The 17,132-nt window shown below is 59.7% G+C and carries 12 protein-coding genes and 2 pseudogenes; 8 read left to right on the forward strand and 6 right to left on the reverse strand.

The window, feature by feature from the left end; all coding sequences use genetic code 11:
• Positions 1–10: 10 nt before the first annotated feature.
• Positions 11–1,453: a sensor histidine kinase gene (locus PQB87_RS36640; RefSeq protein ID WP_060063925.1), complete on the reverse strand. Its 1,443-nt coding sequence runs from the start codon at positions 1,451–1,453 to the stop codon at positions 11–13.
• A gap of 184 nt (positions 1,454–1,637) precedes the next feature.
• On the opposite strand from PQB87_RS36640, the gene PQB87_RS36645 reads away from it, so the two are divergent.
• The gene (locus tag PQB87_RS36645; RefSeq protein WP_146756338.1) at positions 1,638–1,976 is read left to right on the forward strand and encodes a hypothetical protein; all 339 of its coding nucleotides are present in this window, start codon (positions 1,638–1,640) and stop codon (positions 1,974–1,976) included.
• Positions 1,977–2,103: 127 nt separating this feature from the next.
• On the opposite strand, the gene PQB87_RS36650 is transcribed toward PQB87_RS36645, so the two are convergent.
• On the reverse strand, positions 2,104–2,613 hold the full coding sequence (locus PQB87_RS36650) for a zinc-binding dehydrogenase (protein ID WP_489245141.1): 510 nt from the start codon (positions 2,611–2,613) through the stop codon (positions 2,104–2,106).
• A protein-coding gene (locus tag PQB87_RS36655; protein ID WP_111941195.1) for an IS3 family transposase occupies positions 2,613–3,754 on the reverse strand; the annotation gives its coding sequence in 2 pieces (ribosomal slippage) (positions 2,613–3,502 and positions 3,502–3,754; 1,143 coding nt in all). The genes PQB87_RS36650 and PQB87_RS36655 overlap by 1 nt, the downstream gene beginning before the upstream one ends.
• A gap of 375 nt (positions 3,755–4,129) precedes the next feature.
• Between PQB87_RS36655 and PQB87_RS36660 the strand changes: the two genes are divergently transcribed.
• The 4 genes from PQB87_RS36660 (at position 4,130) to PQB87_RS36675 (ending at position 9,821) form a co-directional block, all read left to right on the forward strand.
• On the forward strand, positions 4,130–5,440 hold the full coding sequence (locus PQB87_RS36660) for a hypothetical protein (RefSeq protein ID WP_146756337.1): 1,311 nt from the start codon (positions 4,130–4,132) through the stop codon (positions 5,438–5,440).
• Positions 5,441–7,855, forward strand: coding sequence for a dynamin family protein (locus PQB87_RS36665; protein WP_111941189.1), 2,415 nt, complete (start codon positions 5,441–5,443; stop codon positions 7,853–7,855). It abuts the gene before it with no gap.
• A 37-nt stretch (positions 7,856–7,892) separates the two neighbouring features.
• Positions 7,893–8,483, forward strand: coding sequence for a hypothetical protein (locus PQB87_RS36670; RefSeq protein ID WP_146756336.1), 591 nt, complete (start codon positions 7,893–7,895; stop codon positions 8,481–8,483).
• A gap of 765 nt (positions 8,484–9,248) precedes the next feature.
• The gene (locus PQB87_RS36675) at positions 9,249–9,821 is read left to right on the forward strand and encodes a hypothetical protein (protein WP_146756335.1); all 573 of its coding nucleotides are present in this window, start codon (positions 9,249–9,251) and stop codon (positions 9,819–9,821) included.
• Between the two features lie 156 nt (positions 9,822–9,977).
• Here PQB87_RS36675 and PQB87_RS36680 read toward each other — a convergent pair.
• The 3 genes and pseudogenes from PQB87_RS36680 to PQB87_RS36690 form a co-directional block, all read right to left on the reverse strand.
• Positions 9,978–10,142, reverse strand: a pseudogene (locus PQB87_RS36680) (helicase-related protein); the annotation flags it as partial.
• 482 nt (positions 10,143–10,624) lie between these two features.
• Complete coding sequence (locus PQB87_RS36685) at positions 10,625–11,431, reverse strand: hypothetical protein (protein ID WP_146756334.1); 807 nt, start codon at positions 11,429–11,431, stop codon at positions 10,625–10,627.
• 553 nt (positions 11,432–11,984) lie between these two features.
• Positions 11,985–12,554, reverse strand: coding sequence for a hypothetical protein (locus tag PQB87_RS36690; protein ID WP_146756333.1), 570 nt, complete (start codon positions 12,552–12,554; stop codon positions 11,985–11,987).
• Positions 12,555–13,931: 1,377 nt separating this feature from the next.
• Here PQB87_RS36690 and PQB87_RS36695 point away from each other — a divergent pair.
• The 3 genes and pseudogenes from PQB87_RS36695 (at position 13,932) to PQB87_RS36705 (ending at position 16,915) form a co-directional block, all read left to right on the forward strand.
• Positions 13,932–14,843 carry a 5'-nucleotidase gene (locus tag PQB87_RS36695; protein ID WP_111941179.1) on the forward strand — a complete coding sequence of 304 codons (912 nt, stop codon included), beginning with the start codon at positions 13,932–13,934 and terminating at the stop codon, positions 14,841–14,843.
• Between the two features lie 2 nt (positions 14,844–14,845).
• Positions 14,846–15,563, forward strand: a pseudogene (locus PQB87_RS36700) (integrase); the annotation flags it as partial.
• A 704-nt stretch (positions 15,564–16,267) separates the two neighbouring features.
• Entirely contained in the window at positions 16,268–16,915 is a 648-nt protein-coding gene (locus PQB87_RS36705) for an EcsC family protein (protein WP_111941177.1), read from the forward strand.
• Positions 16,916–17,132 lie beyond the last annotated feature (217 nt).

Consider the following 17,132-nt stretch of genomic DNA (forward strand, 5'->3'; position numbering starts at 1 on the left):
TGAGACTGCCTTACCCGATGCGATAGTGCCGGGTGGGCGCCGGTGGATCGCGCAATGCCTGGTCCGCCGGCGAGCCGGGCTCCGGCAGCCGAATCGTGAACGTGGTCCGGACGCCGGGGATGGATTCACATGCGATGGTGCCGCCGAGCGCTTCGCAGGCGCGGCGACAGAAGCTCAAGCCCATGCCCGCGCCGCACCCGTGCGACTTGGTCGAGAAGAAGGCGTCGAAGATCTGAGGGAGCACCTCGGGAGCGATGCCCGGGCCCGTGTCGCTGAAACGCACCACGCAATAACCGTTGCTGCGATGCGCGTCGATCTCGATCTGCCCACGGCCGCTTGCGTCGATCGCATACAGGGCGTTTTTCAGCAGGTTGAAGATGACGAAGATCACGAGCGAGTCGGTTCCGGAGAACCGGAGGTCCGGATCGATCGCGCCGACCGACACGCGGTCGCGCTCACCCGGACGGAAGGGAAAACGATCCACCGCGGCGTCGACACAGGCCCGTATCGGATAGGCCGCGAAGCCGTGGCGATCGAGGCGGTCCAGCGTAAAGGACGCCAGGGACATTTCGACCACGGTGCTCGTGGTGTCGACCTGGCGCCGGATCGACGATGCTAGCGTCGGCAGCCGGTCCAACTGCCCCGGATACAAGCTGTCGGCGCACAACCGGTGCTCCACCGCCAGCCGATACCCGCGCAGCAGTGCCGGCAGGACGTTGCGCAGCTCGTCCGCATGCAGGCCGATCGCCGCCAGCGGCGTGGCCACTTCGTGCGCGACCGTCGCGGCCAGGAGATAGGGGCCCATCAGGCCATAGCGGACGATCGACGTCGCGAGAATCCCGAGACTCATCGCAATGAACAATACCCCCACCGGATAGAACTCGACGCCGTAGTTCACTGCGTAGTCGGTGGCCGCGAGCGAGTAGAGGCCCAGGCTGACGAGACATTGCGTGAGCAGTTGCCGGACATCCCGCGCGCGCGTCTGTCGTCGTGCCTCGATCAGGAGCCAGCCGCTGCGGCCGACCAGGAGGACGGTCTGCACGACGTGCAGCGGATGCAGGGGGCCCGCGTTGGGATACGGGCCGAAGAAATGCAGGCGGAATCCATCGACGACCCCATTGCCCGTGACCAGCAGCACGGCCAGCAGCACGCAAAGGCCGTAGGAGGCGAACATGAACGGCCGCTCGTCCCGACGCGACACGATCTCCGTCACGAAATGATAGAAGGTCGTCGGCAGGAACAGGATGAACAGATAGCCAGCCTTGACCAGCAAGTTGGCGACGTCCGCGTCGCTCGTCTGGAACAGGAAGGCCCACGTTCCCTGCCAGACGAAGGTCGCCGCGCACATCAAGGCGAACGGGACGGATACCCGCGTGAGGCCCTTGGTGGCCAGCACGTAGAGGCCGAACCCGAGAAACAACGCAGAGACGAACGCGGGCAAGATCGAGTACATGATGCGTGAATCCACAATGTTCACTGGTCGCGCACCACTGTACTGTCCTGGCCGGTGCCGGTTGCGAGAGTAGCACGCAGCGGCAGGCGAGCGAGCGCGGGCGGGTTGGTCCACGAGGGTTTCGCGCATCTCGATTGCGGATCGTGCGCGTGGCGGATCCTGAATAGGATAATCGATCGCCGTCGTGATCAGGAACTGGCCATGGGCCAAAACTTTGCCGCATGCGAGCCATGCATTCACGATTGCATTCGTTATTGCGATCGCGCGAACTATCGCCATGACAAATGCCGGGAACCGCGCAGTAACAGATGCTGCGGCCGATCGGGTGAAGCGGGAATTCGAACAATGCAACAATTTGCCGCAGCCAACTGTTCGATCAGCGGATGAACTGTTCTCGATTTTCAAGCGATTTTTCGAAGCAATCGCGCCGATCGAACACGAAATCAAGAGTAATCGACCGGCCCGATACATCTTTCCGGGAACCCGCGTTCCCTGTCACGGAAAAATGACGTCAGCCGGATAACAGATTCACGCTTGCGGTAAACACCGCGGGCCACGCATTAACACCGAGTTTCGCGAATATTTCGCGATGCTCGAAAATCGCACGGATTATCGAATCAAATTCGATGCCGACGGCCGCGGCACGGCCATCATGGAATCAGCATGACTTTTCCGCTGACCTTGGATTTGGCGAGCTCGAACGACTGGAGCGCCTCGTGCAACGGCAATCGATGGGAGATGAGCCGAGCGAGGCGCACCTCATTGGCGACCACGAAATCGACCACGTTCCGCCAGGTCTGGTGCGTGGCACGGTAGGTGCCGCGAATTTGGTGACGCATCCGCACGAAGCGCGCGCCGTCGAAGGCGACGCGATTTGCGTGAATTCCGCATAGCACCATCACGCCGGATGCGCGCAGCACCGAGAGGCCGCTGTCGACGGCCGACTGCACGCCGGCCGCGTCGATCACGATGTCGGACGCATCCGTTCCGGCCAGTGCGGCGGCATCGTGCGGCGACAGGTACTTGAGGTCGACGGTCCGCCCGATGCCGAGCGCGCGCACGCCGGCAAGCCGCTGCTCGTCATCGTAGCCGGCGACTACCACCTGCGCGCCAGGCTCCTCCGCGAGCAGCGCGATAGCCTGGTGACCCTGAACCAGAATTAGTCCCGGTCGGAAGTGGAGATTTCCGGCTTGGTTGAGTTGTCAGGCGAGGCGGATTCCCTTGCCTGACGGGCGAATTCGGCGGGCGTCATCCACTGCAATGCGGAGTGGGGACGAACCTCGTTATAGTACGTGCGCCAGTCGTCGATTTTGCTCTGCGCGTCGGCCAATGACAAGAACCAATGCGCGTTCAGACATTCTTGCCGGAAGCGCCCGTTGAAGCTTTCGACCTTGGCGTTGTCAGTAGGCGTGCCCGGCCGGCTGAAATCCAGTTCAACGCCATGTTCATACGCCCAGCGATCCATTGCCTTCGAGATGAACTCGCTGCCGTTGTCGACCTTGATCGTGGCCGGGTGCCCGCGCATGGCGGTGATACGCGTCAGCGCTTCAACCACATGTTCTCCCTTCAGGCTTTGTCCAACCTCGATGGCCAAGCATTCCCGTGTGTAGTTGTCGACGATGGTCAGAGTCCGAAGGCGTCGCCCATCGAACAGGGCATCTGCAACGAAATCCATGCTACAGATTTCGTTGATCGCGGTCACGATATGCTTGGGCTGTCGCAGCCGAGCCGATTTGTTACGTCGTGGCCGCTTATGCCGCAGTGAAAGGCCCTCCGCCCGATACAGCCTGTAGACGCGCTTGCAGTTATCTCGCCAGCCTTCCCGTCGCAGGACCACGTGAACGCGCCGATACCCATAGTGCACGCGCGTGGCGGTGATTTCCTTGATACGCATGAGCAGCGCCGACGAATCACGCGCAACCGACTGATACCGATACAGCGAACGAGACATGCCAAACAACGCGCAAGTCTTCGTCAGGCTGGTTCGATAGCGATCACGCAATTCATCGATCAACATGCGCCGACGGGCAGGCTTCAGAGCTTTTTTGCGAGTACGTCCTGCAGCATGGCCTTGTCCAGGCTCAGGTCCGCCACAAGCCGCTTCAGCTTCGCGTTTTCTTCTTCGAGCTGGCGCAAGCGGCGCAGCTCAGAAGGCCCCAACCCTCCGAATTTTTTCTTCCAGTTGTAGAAAGTCGCCTCGCTTATTCCGAGTTTGCGGCAGATCTCCTCGACCTTCGTACCCAGCTCGGCTTGCTTCAGGGCAAATGCGATCTGCTCTTCCGTAAACTTGCTCGTCTTCATGGCATGGCCTTCGTGTCCGCTTGGACACATCATGCCGAATTTCTCTACTTTTGCACCGGACTATTTCTTGGTTCAGGGTCAAAACTAATACCGGGACGGAAATTGGGCCAGCCTTAGCATCTTACAGCGACGTGCCACGTGTAACGCATGGCTCGAGCTAAAGATCCATTTTTTGTTACCGATATCCGAGTATGGGTGCTAACCGGTTGTCAAGAAATGAAAGGAAACCGTTAGTCGTTTACTCGATGGGGTTGTTATCTCAGTGCGTCCGACGCCGACGGTGTCGACGCGCTTTCTCGTCAGCGAAGTTCATGTATGAGAAACACGCAATTTGAATTTTTCGCATGACAGGCTGGCCAATCAGGACCGAACTAGATGGACACACTGCTGGACTATCTCGCACCCGTCATTTTCAAGGGTGGTGAAAGTAACGATTACGTGGTCGAAGTGCTTTCCAATGGCGGGCTCGGCACTCGTCACCTCCCATCGGGAGCAGTAGTACCGCACGTACTTTCAACGCTGCCGGCCGATTCGCTCCAGCAAAAGCTGCCTTCGCAACTCCCGCTGGGCACGGGAATGGAAGCGCTCAATCCATATCTCCAGGCAGCCAATCTCGGAGTTGGCCTGCTGAACCTCGGCGTGAGCGCATGGACTGCCTGGAAAGTGCACAAACTCGACAAGAAGGTGGATACGCTGCTGGATGGCGTGGCGAAAATCGATGAGAAAGTCGATCGTGTCGAATACTTGCTTGGCGAATCGGTGAACTATCTTGACGGATTGATTCGCGAGAATGCACACACGCTGGGTCTCATCGTCGAACATCAGGATCGTATCGGGCGCGACCTCGCCGTGCTGCGTGTGGAAGTCATGAAGGAGTTCCAGTCCGTGCATGCCGCATTGACCTCGGCCGAGGCGATACGTCAGGCTCAGGAACTCGAACAGCAGATGCGCACGCTGCACAGGTATTACCGGACGTGTTCCGAGGAGATGAAGGCGGGTCGACAGCCGCCGACGGCCGATCTGCGCCGTATTGTTGATGTCGCGATTGAACTGGTGGCGTGGGTCGAGACTCGCCTCGCAGCGTTGCGTGTCGGCTCGGCAGACCGGATGCCGCTATTCATCGCGTGTGCTTTTGCATTGCGAATCGAGGTCGACGCGCGGGATCAGCTTGACGAAGCGCCGCGCTATGCACGACGGGAAATCGACAGGCTCCGCCACGCAATCCAGGGCGAGCTTCATGCGCTGACCGAACATGCGTCATTGTTCGCACTCGCAGAAGAGCGGGGTTTTCTGGTCGCACAATACGTCTACTTGCATCGGGCCACGCGGCAGAGCGCGACCCTCATCGAGTTCCACGGCGGCCGGATTGTCCCGTATTGCCCCGCCGCGATACTGCACTGGGACGACGGCCTCGGGGATGTGCGGCATGCGCTTGCGCATCAGGCGAACGCGCCCGCGCCTGCGCTCCTCGAGTTGCGGACGCTTGAGGATCACGCTGCGTGGCGGCGACTGTCCGGCTGGCCACTTGGGAGCGCCGATGACGAAATCGCAACGGCAGATCTCTCTCGCGTACTCGGCTTGCCCCATGATCGAAGCCTCGCGACAGCGGACATGCTGGACCTGCTGCGCGTCGGCCCGGCCGCCCTGGCCGATGCGCGTGAACGAATTTCCAAGGAGTTGATCTAGATGGACAACACGCAACAAGAGTCGGTGCAGCTGATTCTCGCGCGGTTAGCGAGTCGCTGGCGGTCTGTCGCCGACGATATCGCGCGTATTACCGGTACGCTACGCGACGCGATTGGCGCGTCGTGGGCGGGATTGGGAAATGACGTCGAGTCTCATATCGATACCCTTCGCGATGCCGTTGGGATTTTCGAGGCCGCCGCGCTCGAACCCGAAGTGGTGATCGCCACGACGGGGACCACGAGTTCCGGCAAGAGCACGCTCGCAAACATGCTCATCGGCGATGCCCTGCTTCCGAAGGCTGTTCAGGAAATGAGCGCGGGCGTTGTCATCGTTCGTCATGACGACGCGCGCCGCCGTCTCGTCATTGAGGATACGCGCGGTGCGACATGGACGGTTGGCGAATGGGATGCATTGAGCGCGCAAGACGTACGTCAACGTCTCGAAGCGACGATGAAGGCGTACCGTGACCGTGTCACCGGTGGCGCGGACGGTGACGGTGCGGGCCTCGAGCCGCCGCGCATCCACATCACGTGGCCAACCAACATGGGGCTGCGCCATGAGGAATTCGGTTTGCCGCGCGGCTCGCGCCTGACGATCATCGATCTGCCTGGCCTGAAATACGTCAATGACGATCTGAATGGCGCGGTGATGCGCCAATACGCGCGCAAAGCGCTTTGTTTCGTCGCCTACAACTCGCTGGAAACCGATCCGCGCAAGCAGGAAGCGCTGCTGCGGCAAGTCGTCGATCAGGTCAAGCAGCTTGGCGGTTCGCCCGCGCGTATGCTATTCGTTCTGAATCGCATCGATGCCTACCGGACTGACGAGAATCCGGAAGAAAGTGAACGCTCATTCACTGACCACGTGACGCAGCAGATCCGGAAAGGGGTTATACAAGCGCTGCCCGAATACGCCGGCGAAGCGGCGGCGATCGAGCCGGTGGCGCTCTCGAGTGAGCCGGCGCTGTATGCAGTGTTGGCCGACGCATTGGGGCGGAGCAACGACGAAGCCGTGTTGCGGAAGCTCGCAAAAGAATACGCGACTCTGTTTTCCGACAGCGAACTTGATGCACTGCCGCGTGCGCCGTCCGACTGGTCAGACTCGCAGCGCCGCTGGTTCCTCGGGGAAGCGCGTTATCAGTCGCGCCTCGAACTGTTCCAGTCGCGGCTGGCGTCGCACCTGAAATCCAATCTGCCCGAACTTCTCATTCCCGATCTGGTGGACGGGGCGTATGTCCCGGCGCGAGCAGCTCTCGAGGGAATTGACGCATTGGTCGAGGCGTATCAGTACGACGAGACATCGAAGATCGCGGAAATCGGCGCGAAACTCGAAGCATTGCATCAGCGATTGAAGGCTGTGAAGAAGGAGGCGCTGATACCGCTAAACCCTCTGACGGAGGCCGCAAATGGCGACGGCGACCTCATCGACAATCTAAGCGTCGCCGTGCCGCACGTTGAAGCCAAGCTGGGTCTCGGCGGCGCTAACGACGAGCCGGGAAAACTGTCGGCGCTGTCTGATGCGCCGATGGACGCGGTCAATGGGCCGCTGTTCAGGCTCTTGCATTTTCTGAACTGCAGGATGAACGGAGAAGTTGCGGACGATGTATCGATCGAATCCGTCCCTTCGTTCATCAAGCTCGACGCGGCGCTTGACCAACTGCACGAAGGGCCGTATGCCAAACATTGGCGTTCAGGCGGCAAGTTCGAGGCCGCAGAGGCGAAGCAGGTGCGCGATGCCATGTCCGAATTCGGGCGGATGCTATCGACCGCCGCGAGTGAACTCATCGAGCGAGAGTCGGTGATTCAGGCGGCGCGCATGAGTCTTGCATTGGAAGCGTGTGCGGCCGTTATTGTCGAGCGTACGGAGGCGGATGCATCTGCCGTGATCGCCGAAGCGGGACTCCCGGGCCTTCAAGGAGTGTTCCGAGGTCCAGTCGACATCGTGCCGTTGCAACTGCCTCGTGTCCCGTTTTCACCGACCATGACGACCTGGCGTACCACCGAGCGTCAGCAAGTCGAGGAGACAGAGTATGTCGAGAAGCGAGTCTGGTGGAAGCTCTGGATCGGTAAATCGCAGGTTGAGCAAAAACGTATGGTGATGCGGGAGACGATGCGCGAGGGCATTGAAGTTGCGTCATTCGAGCAAGTGTTGGAAGGATTTTCGTCGACTATTACGTTGGGGCAGTTCGAGATCTACGTCGGCACCTGGATCCGGGGCGCACTTTCACGTTTCGACGCGCTGCTCGACGAGCGTCTGAAAGACGGTATCAAGATCTATCGGAACGCCCTAGAGCAGCGTCTGGCAGAAGTCGAAGAAGGCGCGCGGACAAGGATCGACAGCGTCGGAAAGTATCGAGACGTGGTTCGGCAGACGCTCGAAACGGTCGAGTGCAGCCGTCGTTGGCGGGGCGCGTGCTGAGCTCTCTGCAAACGAAGCATCGGTCAAGCGAGGAAACATGGAAGCGGAGAACCTGTTGTTGATTGGGCTGACGTTGTTTTTGGCCCTTCTTGGTGGCGCAGCGCTTCGGCGGAGGTCAAGGGAGTCTGGCCAACCACTGCATCGCAGCGAGCGAGGTGAGGCAGCGGAGCTGCGGGATGTGCCGGAGCAAAGCGATGTACAACATCATGAGCTACGGCAGCGTAACTTGCCGTTGGAACGAGCGGCTAAGACGGCAGAGATCAGCGCGCGGGCGATCATTCTTGCGGTAAGTTCGACTGCGGGAAAACTTGGGACGAACGTTGCAGATACCGGAACTGCCGACGACCTGCTTGTGCGGGGCTCGCATTGGTGGGCCGGTACACGTGAAGAATGGGACCGGACGGTCGATCAAAGCGGTTGGATCCCGGCGGCCGAATTTCCGCATCATGAAAATTCCGTTATCGTCGTCTCGTTCGAATTATCAGGCGACAACCGAGACGTGCCGGCTTCCCGCCTCAGCGCGGCGATGCTGCTCCGGCAGACGGCCAAGCGGGACGGCGTGCGGGTGGGTGAGTACTATGCCATCCCGCCAGGTGTCGCGCTCGGTCCTCTGGGATTCAAGCGATAAACGAAACGCATGCGCGGCGACGCAAATTCGAAGCGCACGCTTCCTTTTTTCATGCGGGTGCAACCGCCGTAACGCAACGATTACATTCACCGAGGAAGATTAGAAGCTATCACTCCCATTGAGCGAACGTGATCCATTGGGCACGCCACCCATTTGGCAGTGATGCGAGGGAGACATCGCCCTGAACTTGACCGGCGACGGCAGACTCGCGGAGGGATTCCATATTCTGCTCGTTGCGCTTGCGTGGTGGCATATGATGGTGGAACACATATCGGGATCGGCGTTGACCGGGATCGATGAGGCATCGAGCAAAACCGACCAGCCGGCCGATCCGGATTGGGACAGCGAATGTCGCGATTTGGCGCCAAAATGGTTGCTTCTTTCGAGCGGGACCTGCGATGCCGCAAATGATCGAGCATATCGACGCCATTGCGCGTCGCAAGCAGCGCGATGTGCTGTTCGTCACGTTTTTCGACGATCCGTCTGGCGACGCGATGTGATCGCGGGTCGACATACATCGATGTGCCGTTCGATTGCGGAAACGCTGCATATAGAAAATTTGAGGCGTTCCTCGAGTATCCGGACGGCTCGTTACCTTACCCGCACATGTGCATCCTTGTCATTGGGCTCGACTACGCGATGAAGAACGCTCACCGGGATAAACTGGGGTTCTAGAGCTGTTGGACCGAGGACTTTTGACTGCCGTGATGTTAGGGGCCGTTGGTACAGGAGTATGACTCAAACTACAGGAACATGACTCAATCAATGACAACTACGATCGATCGGCCGCGCCCGACTGCGCATTCGCTTCGCCTTGGCGCATTGTATTTTCCGATTCTGGTGGACTGTGCAAGGGAGAAGCAACTGATCGAATATGGGGAATTGATCGATCTCGCAAAGAAGCGGTATCCCGATGACAGCGGAATCCAGAATTCGATTCCGGTTTCGTTGGGCAAAAAGCTCGATGTCGTCAGGATGTTTTGCCTCCAGCGCGGCTTGCCAGATCTCGCCGGCATTGTTATTGGCAAGGGTTCTGGTCAGCCCGGGCGAGGCTATGCCGGGTTCCACTCAGCCGACGACATTCAGCAGCAAGTTTTCGCGTTCGACTGGCAACGTGAGATGCCATCGTTCAACGCGCACGTCGTCGATGAGATCGAGCGCGTGACGTCGCTCGTCAAGCGCAAGAAAGACGCCGCCGGCGAACTGTTGTATGCATACTACCGTGACAATAAAGCTGAACTCCCCGCGGACATCATTCGATACAAGGAAAGAATCCTGACGCTCTTGTTGGAAGGTCACGAAGTTGCCGATGCCTTCGAGATGGCGGTGAACGATTGAGGAAATTCACGGCATAGCAAGGTGACTTGCGATGGCAGAGTGTGTCTATGAAGCAAAATCCGGAAAACTACGCGGGGAAGGACATCTTGTACTCGTCCAAGTCCGTGATTTCCTGTTCTGCATCTAGCCACTGGCCGGCGCCAAGCAACACGTGCATCAGTTCGCAGCGCTTTGGGATGCGATGACGATCCGCTGCTCCATTGCCGCCGGATTCCATGCGAGGTCGAGGAGCACGACATGTCGGTAATAATGGTGCATGTCGATGCCTTCCTGTGCCTTCGGCGTGGCGATCAGAACAAGCGGCGCGGACGGCAGGTTGAATTTCTCGACATTCTTTCATCGTCGTCCATCTCTGCGTCATGTCGCACGACAACGGGTTAGCGCCGAGCGTGTCTCACAAGTGACTTCAGCAAATCCCAGCCCGCGGAGGTCCCGTTGCTCTTCCGGTGGCCTCAGTCGCATCCTTCCCCCAATACTCCGTCGCATCCATCCAAAACTCTTCATTCGTCTTGTTTATCCAATCCACGATGCCGTCCCGGTCTTCGGTCAACGTTACCTCGACAATGTCTCCAGGCTTGCTTTCACGAATGTCTGCCACCAGATATCGTCGTGGGTTCGGGCCTACCAGCGCCTCGTGGGTGGGGTGGCCCTCCAACTGGTATCGCACGCGATAACGGGGTGTCCGATGGCATTCATGTTGGTGGTGCCGGCGATGCTGTGCCGTGCGCATGTATTCGACGGTCGCGAGGACCAGGGTGCCGGTGCACACGACTATTGGGCTCCGCGTATTGTGAACAGCGTTGTCACAACGTCATAGTGTCCGACCAGCGGGTCCCGCCAGGTGTCGTGGTCAGACACAGCCATCGTGCTACCTGTGGCGCTCCCGGAGTGCCAACCGCGTCGACCTCCGCGACCAGTCCGATGCGCTCCTGAGCAGCGTTGTCAAACCTCGTGAGCCTTGTCATCGCGACGATGCGGATGCAGCGCAACCAGTAATAGTCGACATTCTCGACCCGGGAAGGGGCAAGGCGCAGGGAGCCAAGAAGACTAATGTTCCTCAGTGCGCGCAACGTGCGATTCGTGCAGGCAAGGGCTTCTCCGGTTGCACCAAGGTTCCGCAGCGCATCCACGGTGATTCGCGCGGCTGTCGAAAACTCCGGCCTCCGCACAATCGCCGCTCGTGCTGCGTGAATTGCAGCCTCCGGGTGTACGAAGCGGGTAACCGTGTCGAGTTCGGCGGTCAATCGTGCGCATCCCAGAGAAGGGGGCAAGAACCCGCTGGAACTGGAGTCCGGCGCAAATTCTCGATACGCGTACAAGGCCTCGCCGGGTCGTACGAGCGGGACTTCCCCGACGAGGGCCAGCCTGCTCCTGGCTCCATAAAGGCGCGCAGCGAGTTCGTGGGCGTCAGGCTGTTCGAGTTCGAGCGCTTTCGCAAGCCGCTTGGCGAAGTGACGGGCATAGACACGTTGTCCGTCGGTGAGCGGAAGTTTGGCGTTGCTCGCGTCGATGGCGGCTGGCAGCGTCTCGGCCACCAACCAGCGGCTGGCGGAAATTTGTTCGAAGTAGCCCGGCGCCGCAAGCGCGTGTATGAATCGGCGACTGTGCAATGGTCTCCTCGGCCGCCGTCCGGGCGAGGCCCGGCAAACGGCACGTCAGGCGCGTGCATTTTTCTTCGAGTCGATGCAGTACGGTGTCCCTCAGACTGTCTTCACAACCGGTTCGAGCGAAGTTCAATCCGAGCAGGTCGGCCGTGAATGCAATTCGTGGATGCAGATGCGGCATGTCGTCAAGGTCCCACGGTGTAGGCCGCGTGGCAGCCAGAGCTCGTCTACATTTCGGGCTGTTCGGACTATGCGACCGCATTTGCCTACATGGCAGCGAGGTGGAAACCCTGGTTTCGCGCGAAAACGTCGACTAGCAAGGGGGGCCACCGAACTGACGGCAGAATTTCCGCACGAGTTCCTGAATCTCGCCGTATGAAGCGGACGTCTCGACAGGCGTCATCTGCGGTGACCATACGGGACCCGCCGTCCAAACCCGATGAAACGCTTCCAGCGCCGGACCATTGACGATGATATGGTCGTGCTCAAGGACAGCCCGTGCCAGCGCCGGCCGGCTAGTGCGGAGCCATTTGATGAATGAGTGGACCATGCCATACGCCTAGCTGCGTGGCAGCGCAGGATACCTCCTCATTTCCCAATACGCTTCGGCGGATTCGAGCAGGAGGGCGTGCCATGTCTCAAAGCCCGAGACCGACGCGAACGAAGCGATGTGCCATACGCCGCGAATCAGCTTGACCAGTTGCGCGTTTGCCCATGCATTGTAGGCAGCCAAAGGACCATTGGTTTCTCCTCGGTGACCGGTGCCGATACCGCGAATGCTTGCTCGGTCGACGCCAATATCGGTCGTCTCCTTGGCTGCGTTCCGATACCACGCTTCCAGTTCAGGGAGGGCTTCAACATATACTGTGCGGCGAGATCCACGTTGAACGCCATCGAACGTCCTCCTGTCGCGAGAGAAGTCGACATTCTGCGGTGGTACCGAGACATTCGATGTCTCGATTTCAATTTTCCTGCGTCTGCGCGCACCGGAATCTGGTCTGAACAGGATGCACATATGCTGCTGTACGGTTGCCGTCGCAACAAAGCGAGGAGAGGTGAGCCGACGCGCATCGGAGGGCCGATGGCTTTCCTTGTGCTCACTCGCGACGCACGTCACGGTCGTAATCAATGGGACACGGAATGACTCGATTCCGCTTCACAATGTGTCGTCCACAGGCGGTGCAATGCGGCCCGCTTCCCCGATACGTCCATATCGTGCGCGCGGCGACGTCCGCCGACCGAGGAAAAACTTGAGCGATTGACTCACTCATTAGTGAGCAGGGATTGTACGAGCGCTTTTGCCTGTTGGCGACCGCCTTGAAATTGCCGCCTTGGGAAGGGCCGGCGTTGGGTCCGTTCCGTGAGGAATTGAAGCGACGAATGGAAGCAAAGGCAACGCGGCTGCAATTGCTGTTGCCGGGAATCACGCCCGAGACCGGCAGTGACGCCATCGGTCGGGCGAGCGTGATGCTGAGCTGGTACCGCGTAGGAGAGGTGCTCGGCCACATCCAGCCGCAGCAGGATCTCGAAGAGCAGGCATGGGAACTGATTGACATGCCTCCGGCATGCTACGAGCCGGACGCATCCGATACCCCACTCGCCGCGTTGCCTAGGGTGAGCGTCCGAACCTTCGCCAGCCGCCTTGAGGGGGCGTTGCGGCTTGACGCGCCTCATGCTTTTCAGTTGACTGCGGAGCTTTTCGGAGCAAGAGACTGGCTGACGCTTGCCGGGCCCAAGCCGTTTCTTCCGATTGCCGAGCCGCTTTACCGCTACCGCACGGTGTTGTCGCTGGTCAGGAATATGCGTGGATTGAGCCTTGCGAAGCTGCCCGTCGCGCGGACGAGGAATTCGAGGCCACGGCGCAGTTACGCCAGGAGATTTTCCAGGCGGACCTCGCCCAGAACGAGTTTATCGACCAACTCGGCTTGCTGTGCGCTGGGTCAGTCGGCGCCGCATTGCATCTTGTCAACCGCGAATACGATATCGCTGAATGGAAGGCACGCTCGACGCTGCGGGCCGTCGATGATGACTTTCCAGGCGAATGTCGGTGCGCTCTGGCTCCGGGGAGCAGGACGCATCTGTTTTACATCCGCCTCAGGGCAGTGCTGTACGCCGCACTTGTGCACTCGGGTAAGAGTGACGAGGCCGAGCTGGAGCGCGAATGTCTCATTATGCGCGACCGGGAATACCTTGTGGAATACGAGCGTTTGCTTAAGGAGTGGGTACCGCGACACGCGAAGCCCCAACACCGGACTGCTCTACGCGTCGTCAGTTGAAACGGCCGGGACAACCGTGACTGAACCTGGCTTTGCGGGAAAGGTGGCGCGGCTGGCTATCTCTCTTGAGCCGGCGGGGACCCACCCGAGATGCGCGCACTGTCTTGCGGCGGTGAAATCGGCACACGCCCGCAAGCGGTCGGGCCGAGGGTAACCGACGTTTCGAACGAGACATGAAATGTCTCAAATCCGCAGTACGATGACTTTGCCGTGCGTCGAGGGAGGTGCGAATGATTCCAGGCGAAAAGGTGATGGTCGCAGTGTCGGCGAGGGCGCTGTTCGACTTTGAAGAGGAGAACCGGGCATTTCAAGAAGACGATCCATCCGCGTATCTTGCACTGCAAGAAGGGAGGCTCGACCTACCGGCTCGCCCGGGCGCCGCGTTTCCGCTCGTGCGCAAACTCCTCGCCTTCAACGGCGGCGGTGCGGACAATGTCGAAGTCGCGATTCTTTCACGCAATGCCCCCGTAACCGGCCTGCGGGTTTTCGCCTCGGCCCGACATCATGGATTGCCCATCGGACGCGCCATTTTTACCAGCGGGGCGGCACCGCATCGTTATCTCGGTCCGCTCGGAGCGAATCTCTTTCTGTCGGCAAATGCGGTCGATGTTCGTGCGGCCATGGCAGCAGGTTTTCCAGCCGCCCAAGTTTATCTCCAGCCTTCGGCTGCAACACGCCTGCAGGACGACGGCGAATTGCGTATTGCTTTCGACGGCGATTCCGTGCTGTTTAGTGACGAGGCGGAGCGCATCTTCAGATTGATGCAACTGGAGCAGTTCATCGACCATGAAGTGCGCAACGCACGTACACCGTTGCCGCCGGGCCCGTTGAAGCCTTTCCTCGATGCGCTTTGCTGGCTGCGGAACGGGGTCAAGTTGCCCGTTACCGTGCGGACGGCGCTTGTCACGGCGCGAAGCGCGCCTGCACACGAGCGCGCGATTCGGACGCTGATGTCGTGGGGTGTCACGATCGACGAAGCGATGTTTCTCGGCAGTCGGCCGAAAGCCCCTTTCCTTGCCGAATTTGGACCGGACATTTTCTTCGATGACCATCTGCGCAACTGCGAGTCGGCGTCGCGGCATGTCACAACGGGGCATGTGCCTTATGGAATCAACAACGAGCCCGAGCTTGCATTTCGATGATGGCGGACGCGGAATTGCTCGAGCGGGCGAGGACGCTCTTCGCGGCCGTGCCGCGCAGCGGCATCGTGCCGTGGGAGCAATTGCGGCTGCGGCACGAGGTCGACGGCTCGGCCGGCAGCTTCCGCGCGCCACCTGCCGCTCGATACGGACAACAACTACTAGGCGGTGCACGCATGGCCGTCGTTGCACGAGTCCGCGGCGACGCAGCGCGGCCACGGGAAAGAAGCTGAACGGCTGATCCTGTGGGCGATCATCGAACGCGGACGGGCGTTGCCGTCGCTGACCACGGAGGACGCTGTTGCGTACCGTGCGTTCCTGCGTCGCCCGACGGCGCGGATACGCTGGGTCGGTCCGGTGCGGCCGCGTGGCTCGACCGACTGGCGTCCGCTCTCGGGCGGCCTGTCGGCCCGGTCGGCTCCCTACGCTGTCCGCGTTCGGCGCATTGTTCCGTGGGCCGATCGAGCAACGCTATCCGCTGGCGAATCTGTTTGTCGGCATCAAGGTGCGCGACACGCAACGCGCGAGCGCGCTCGACATGTCGCATGCGTTCACCGAAGGGTAGTGGTTGTTCGTCCGGACGATCGCCAATGGTTTCGAGTGGTCGTACGGCTGGGAGTCTGCCGCGGCGCAGCGGATGCGCTTCACCCTGGCTTTCGGGTACGCGACGGCTTTCGCGCAAGTGAACTGATTCGCGACCGCGTCACCAATAACTTTCGACTTTCGTAACGTCAGGGTGAGCGGCACGCACAGGTAAATCGATATCGGGACACCGAACGTCTCAATGCCATTGAACAATACCGCCGTTACTAGCGAAACGAGGGCATCAAACGCTGTTCAACCTGACGGCCGCTTTTAAGCATTTTACCGCTCCGTCAGCCCTCGGCGCCCGGATCGCGAAGCGGTAAACGCGAAGCTTCGCGGCGGTGTCAACACCAGTCACAGCTCGAGTTGTCTTCAAGCGTGAACGCAATCGCCCATGCTTGATGAGATCCATGACGGCCGTCGAGGCTATCCGCGCGCAGCGTCATCGACTCACGAACTGGTAGGCGCTCGGCTCCTGGATAGGGCAACGGAACTCACGCCGCATTGCATTTCACGGCGCACAGCCTCATGTTTTCGCGCGCCGCGCCGTTAACCTCGGTAACGCAATCGTGAGCCGCACATCTCACTTGGAATAGCGGACATACCCAAGCAGGCCACTGATAGAAACATCGCTGTCGATACTTGAGGAGGGCGAGACCGATCTTGATGGCGATGTCAATGTTGTTCTAGAGGCTGCTCATTCGGAGTCCGCCAACCGGAAACGGCTTTGTGGCGCGCCTGGAGGCGATCGTGTGCGCCAGCACAATTTCTGGCTCGGTTTCATTTAAATGTTTTTGTTATTAATTCTGTATTTTCCAGATTCTTAACTTCCGGGAAAAATCTTGGGCGATCTTATTACGCAAGAAAAAATCATCGAGGCTTTGCAGTGGACTTACGATAAAGCCGTTAATGGAGTTATGGGCACCGATTCGGCGGAAGATATGGCCGCTGAATATTCGAAGCACGACGGGACACTGGTCGAAAAGGTCGACTCGCTCATCCGTTGGCAAAATACGAAAGCCGGCGCTGCCGGCTTCGTCACGGGGCTTGGTGGCTTCGCAACGATGCCGGTTACGATCCCGACCAACCTGGCCTCGGTGTTGTATGTGCAAATCCGGATGATCGCTGCCATCGCAAAAATGGGTGGTCATGATCTAAAGAACGACAAGATCAGAACGCTGGTGCTGGCTTGTCTGGCCGGCGACGGGACAATGGAGATCCTGCGCGACGTCGGCATCCAGGCCGGCAAGAAGGCCGCTCAGATCGCCATCAACAAGATTAGCGGGGCAGTCATCACCAAGATAAATCAGGCGGTGGGATTCAGATTGGTCACAAAGGCCGGCAGCACTGGCGTGGTTAATCTGACGAAGATGGTTCCGTTTCTCGGTGGTGTGATTGGCGCGGCGTTTGATGCCACGGTAACCAACATGATCGGTAATGCAGCGCGCGATATCTTTATTACTGGAAAGATTGTCGAAAACGTCGAGTGACAGCCCTGATGATAGACCGAGTTGGAGTCGGTCTGTTCCTGGTCCTAGTTCGAATCGCGGGCAGAGTCCGAGGCCAAGGCCAAGAAACTGATGCTCTGCATGTGCCTTGGCAAGTTGCTCGGGCGGCAAGCAGCCGAGCGGGCCGTGAGGCCGCTCGGCGTGGTATCAGGCCTTGATCAAAGCTCCGGTGCGACAGATCGATACGAACCGGTGCTCG

It is taken from the genome of Burkholderia sp. KL41, assembly GCF_057005415.2.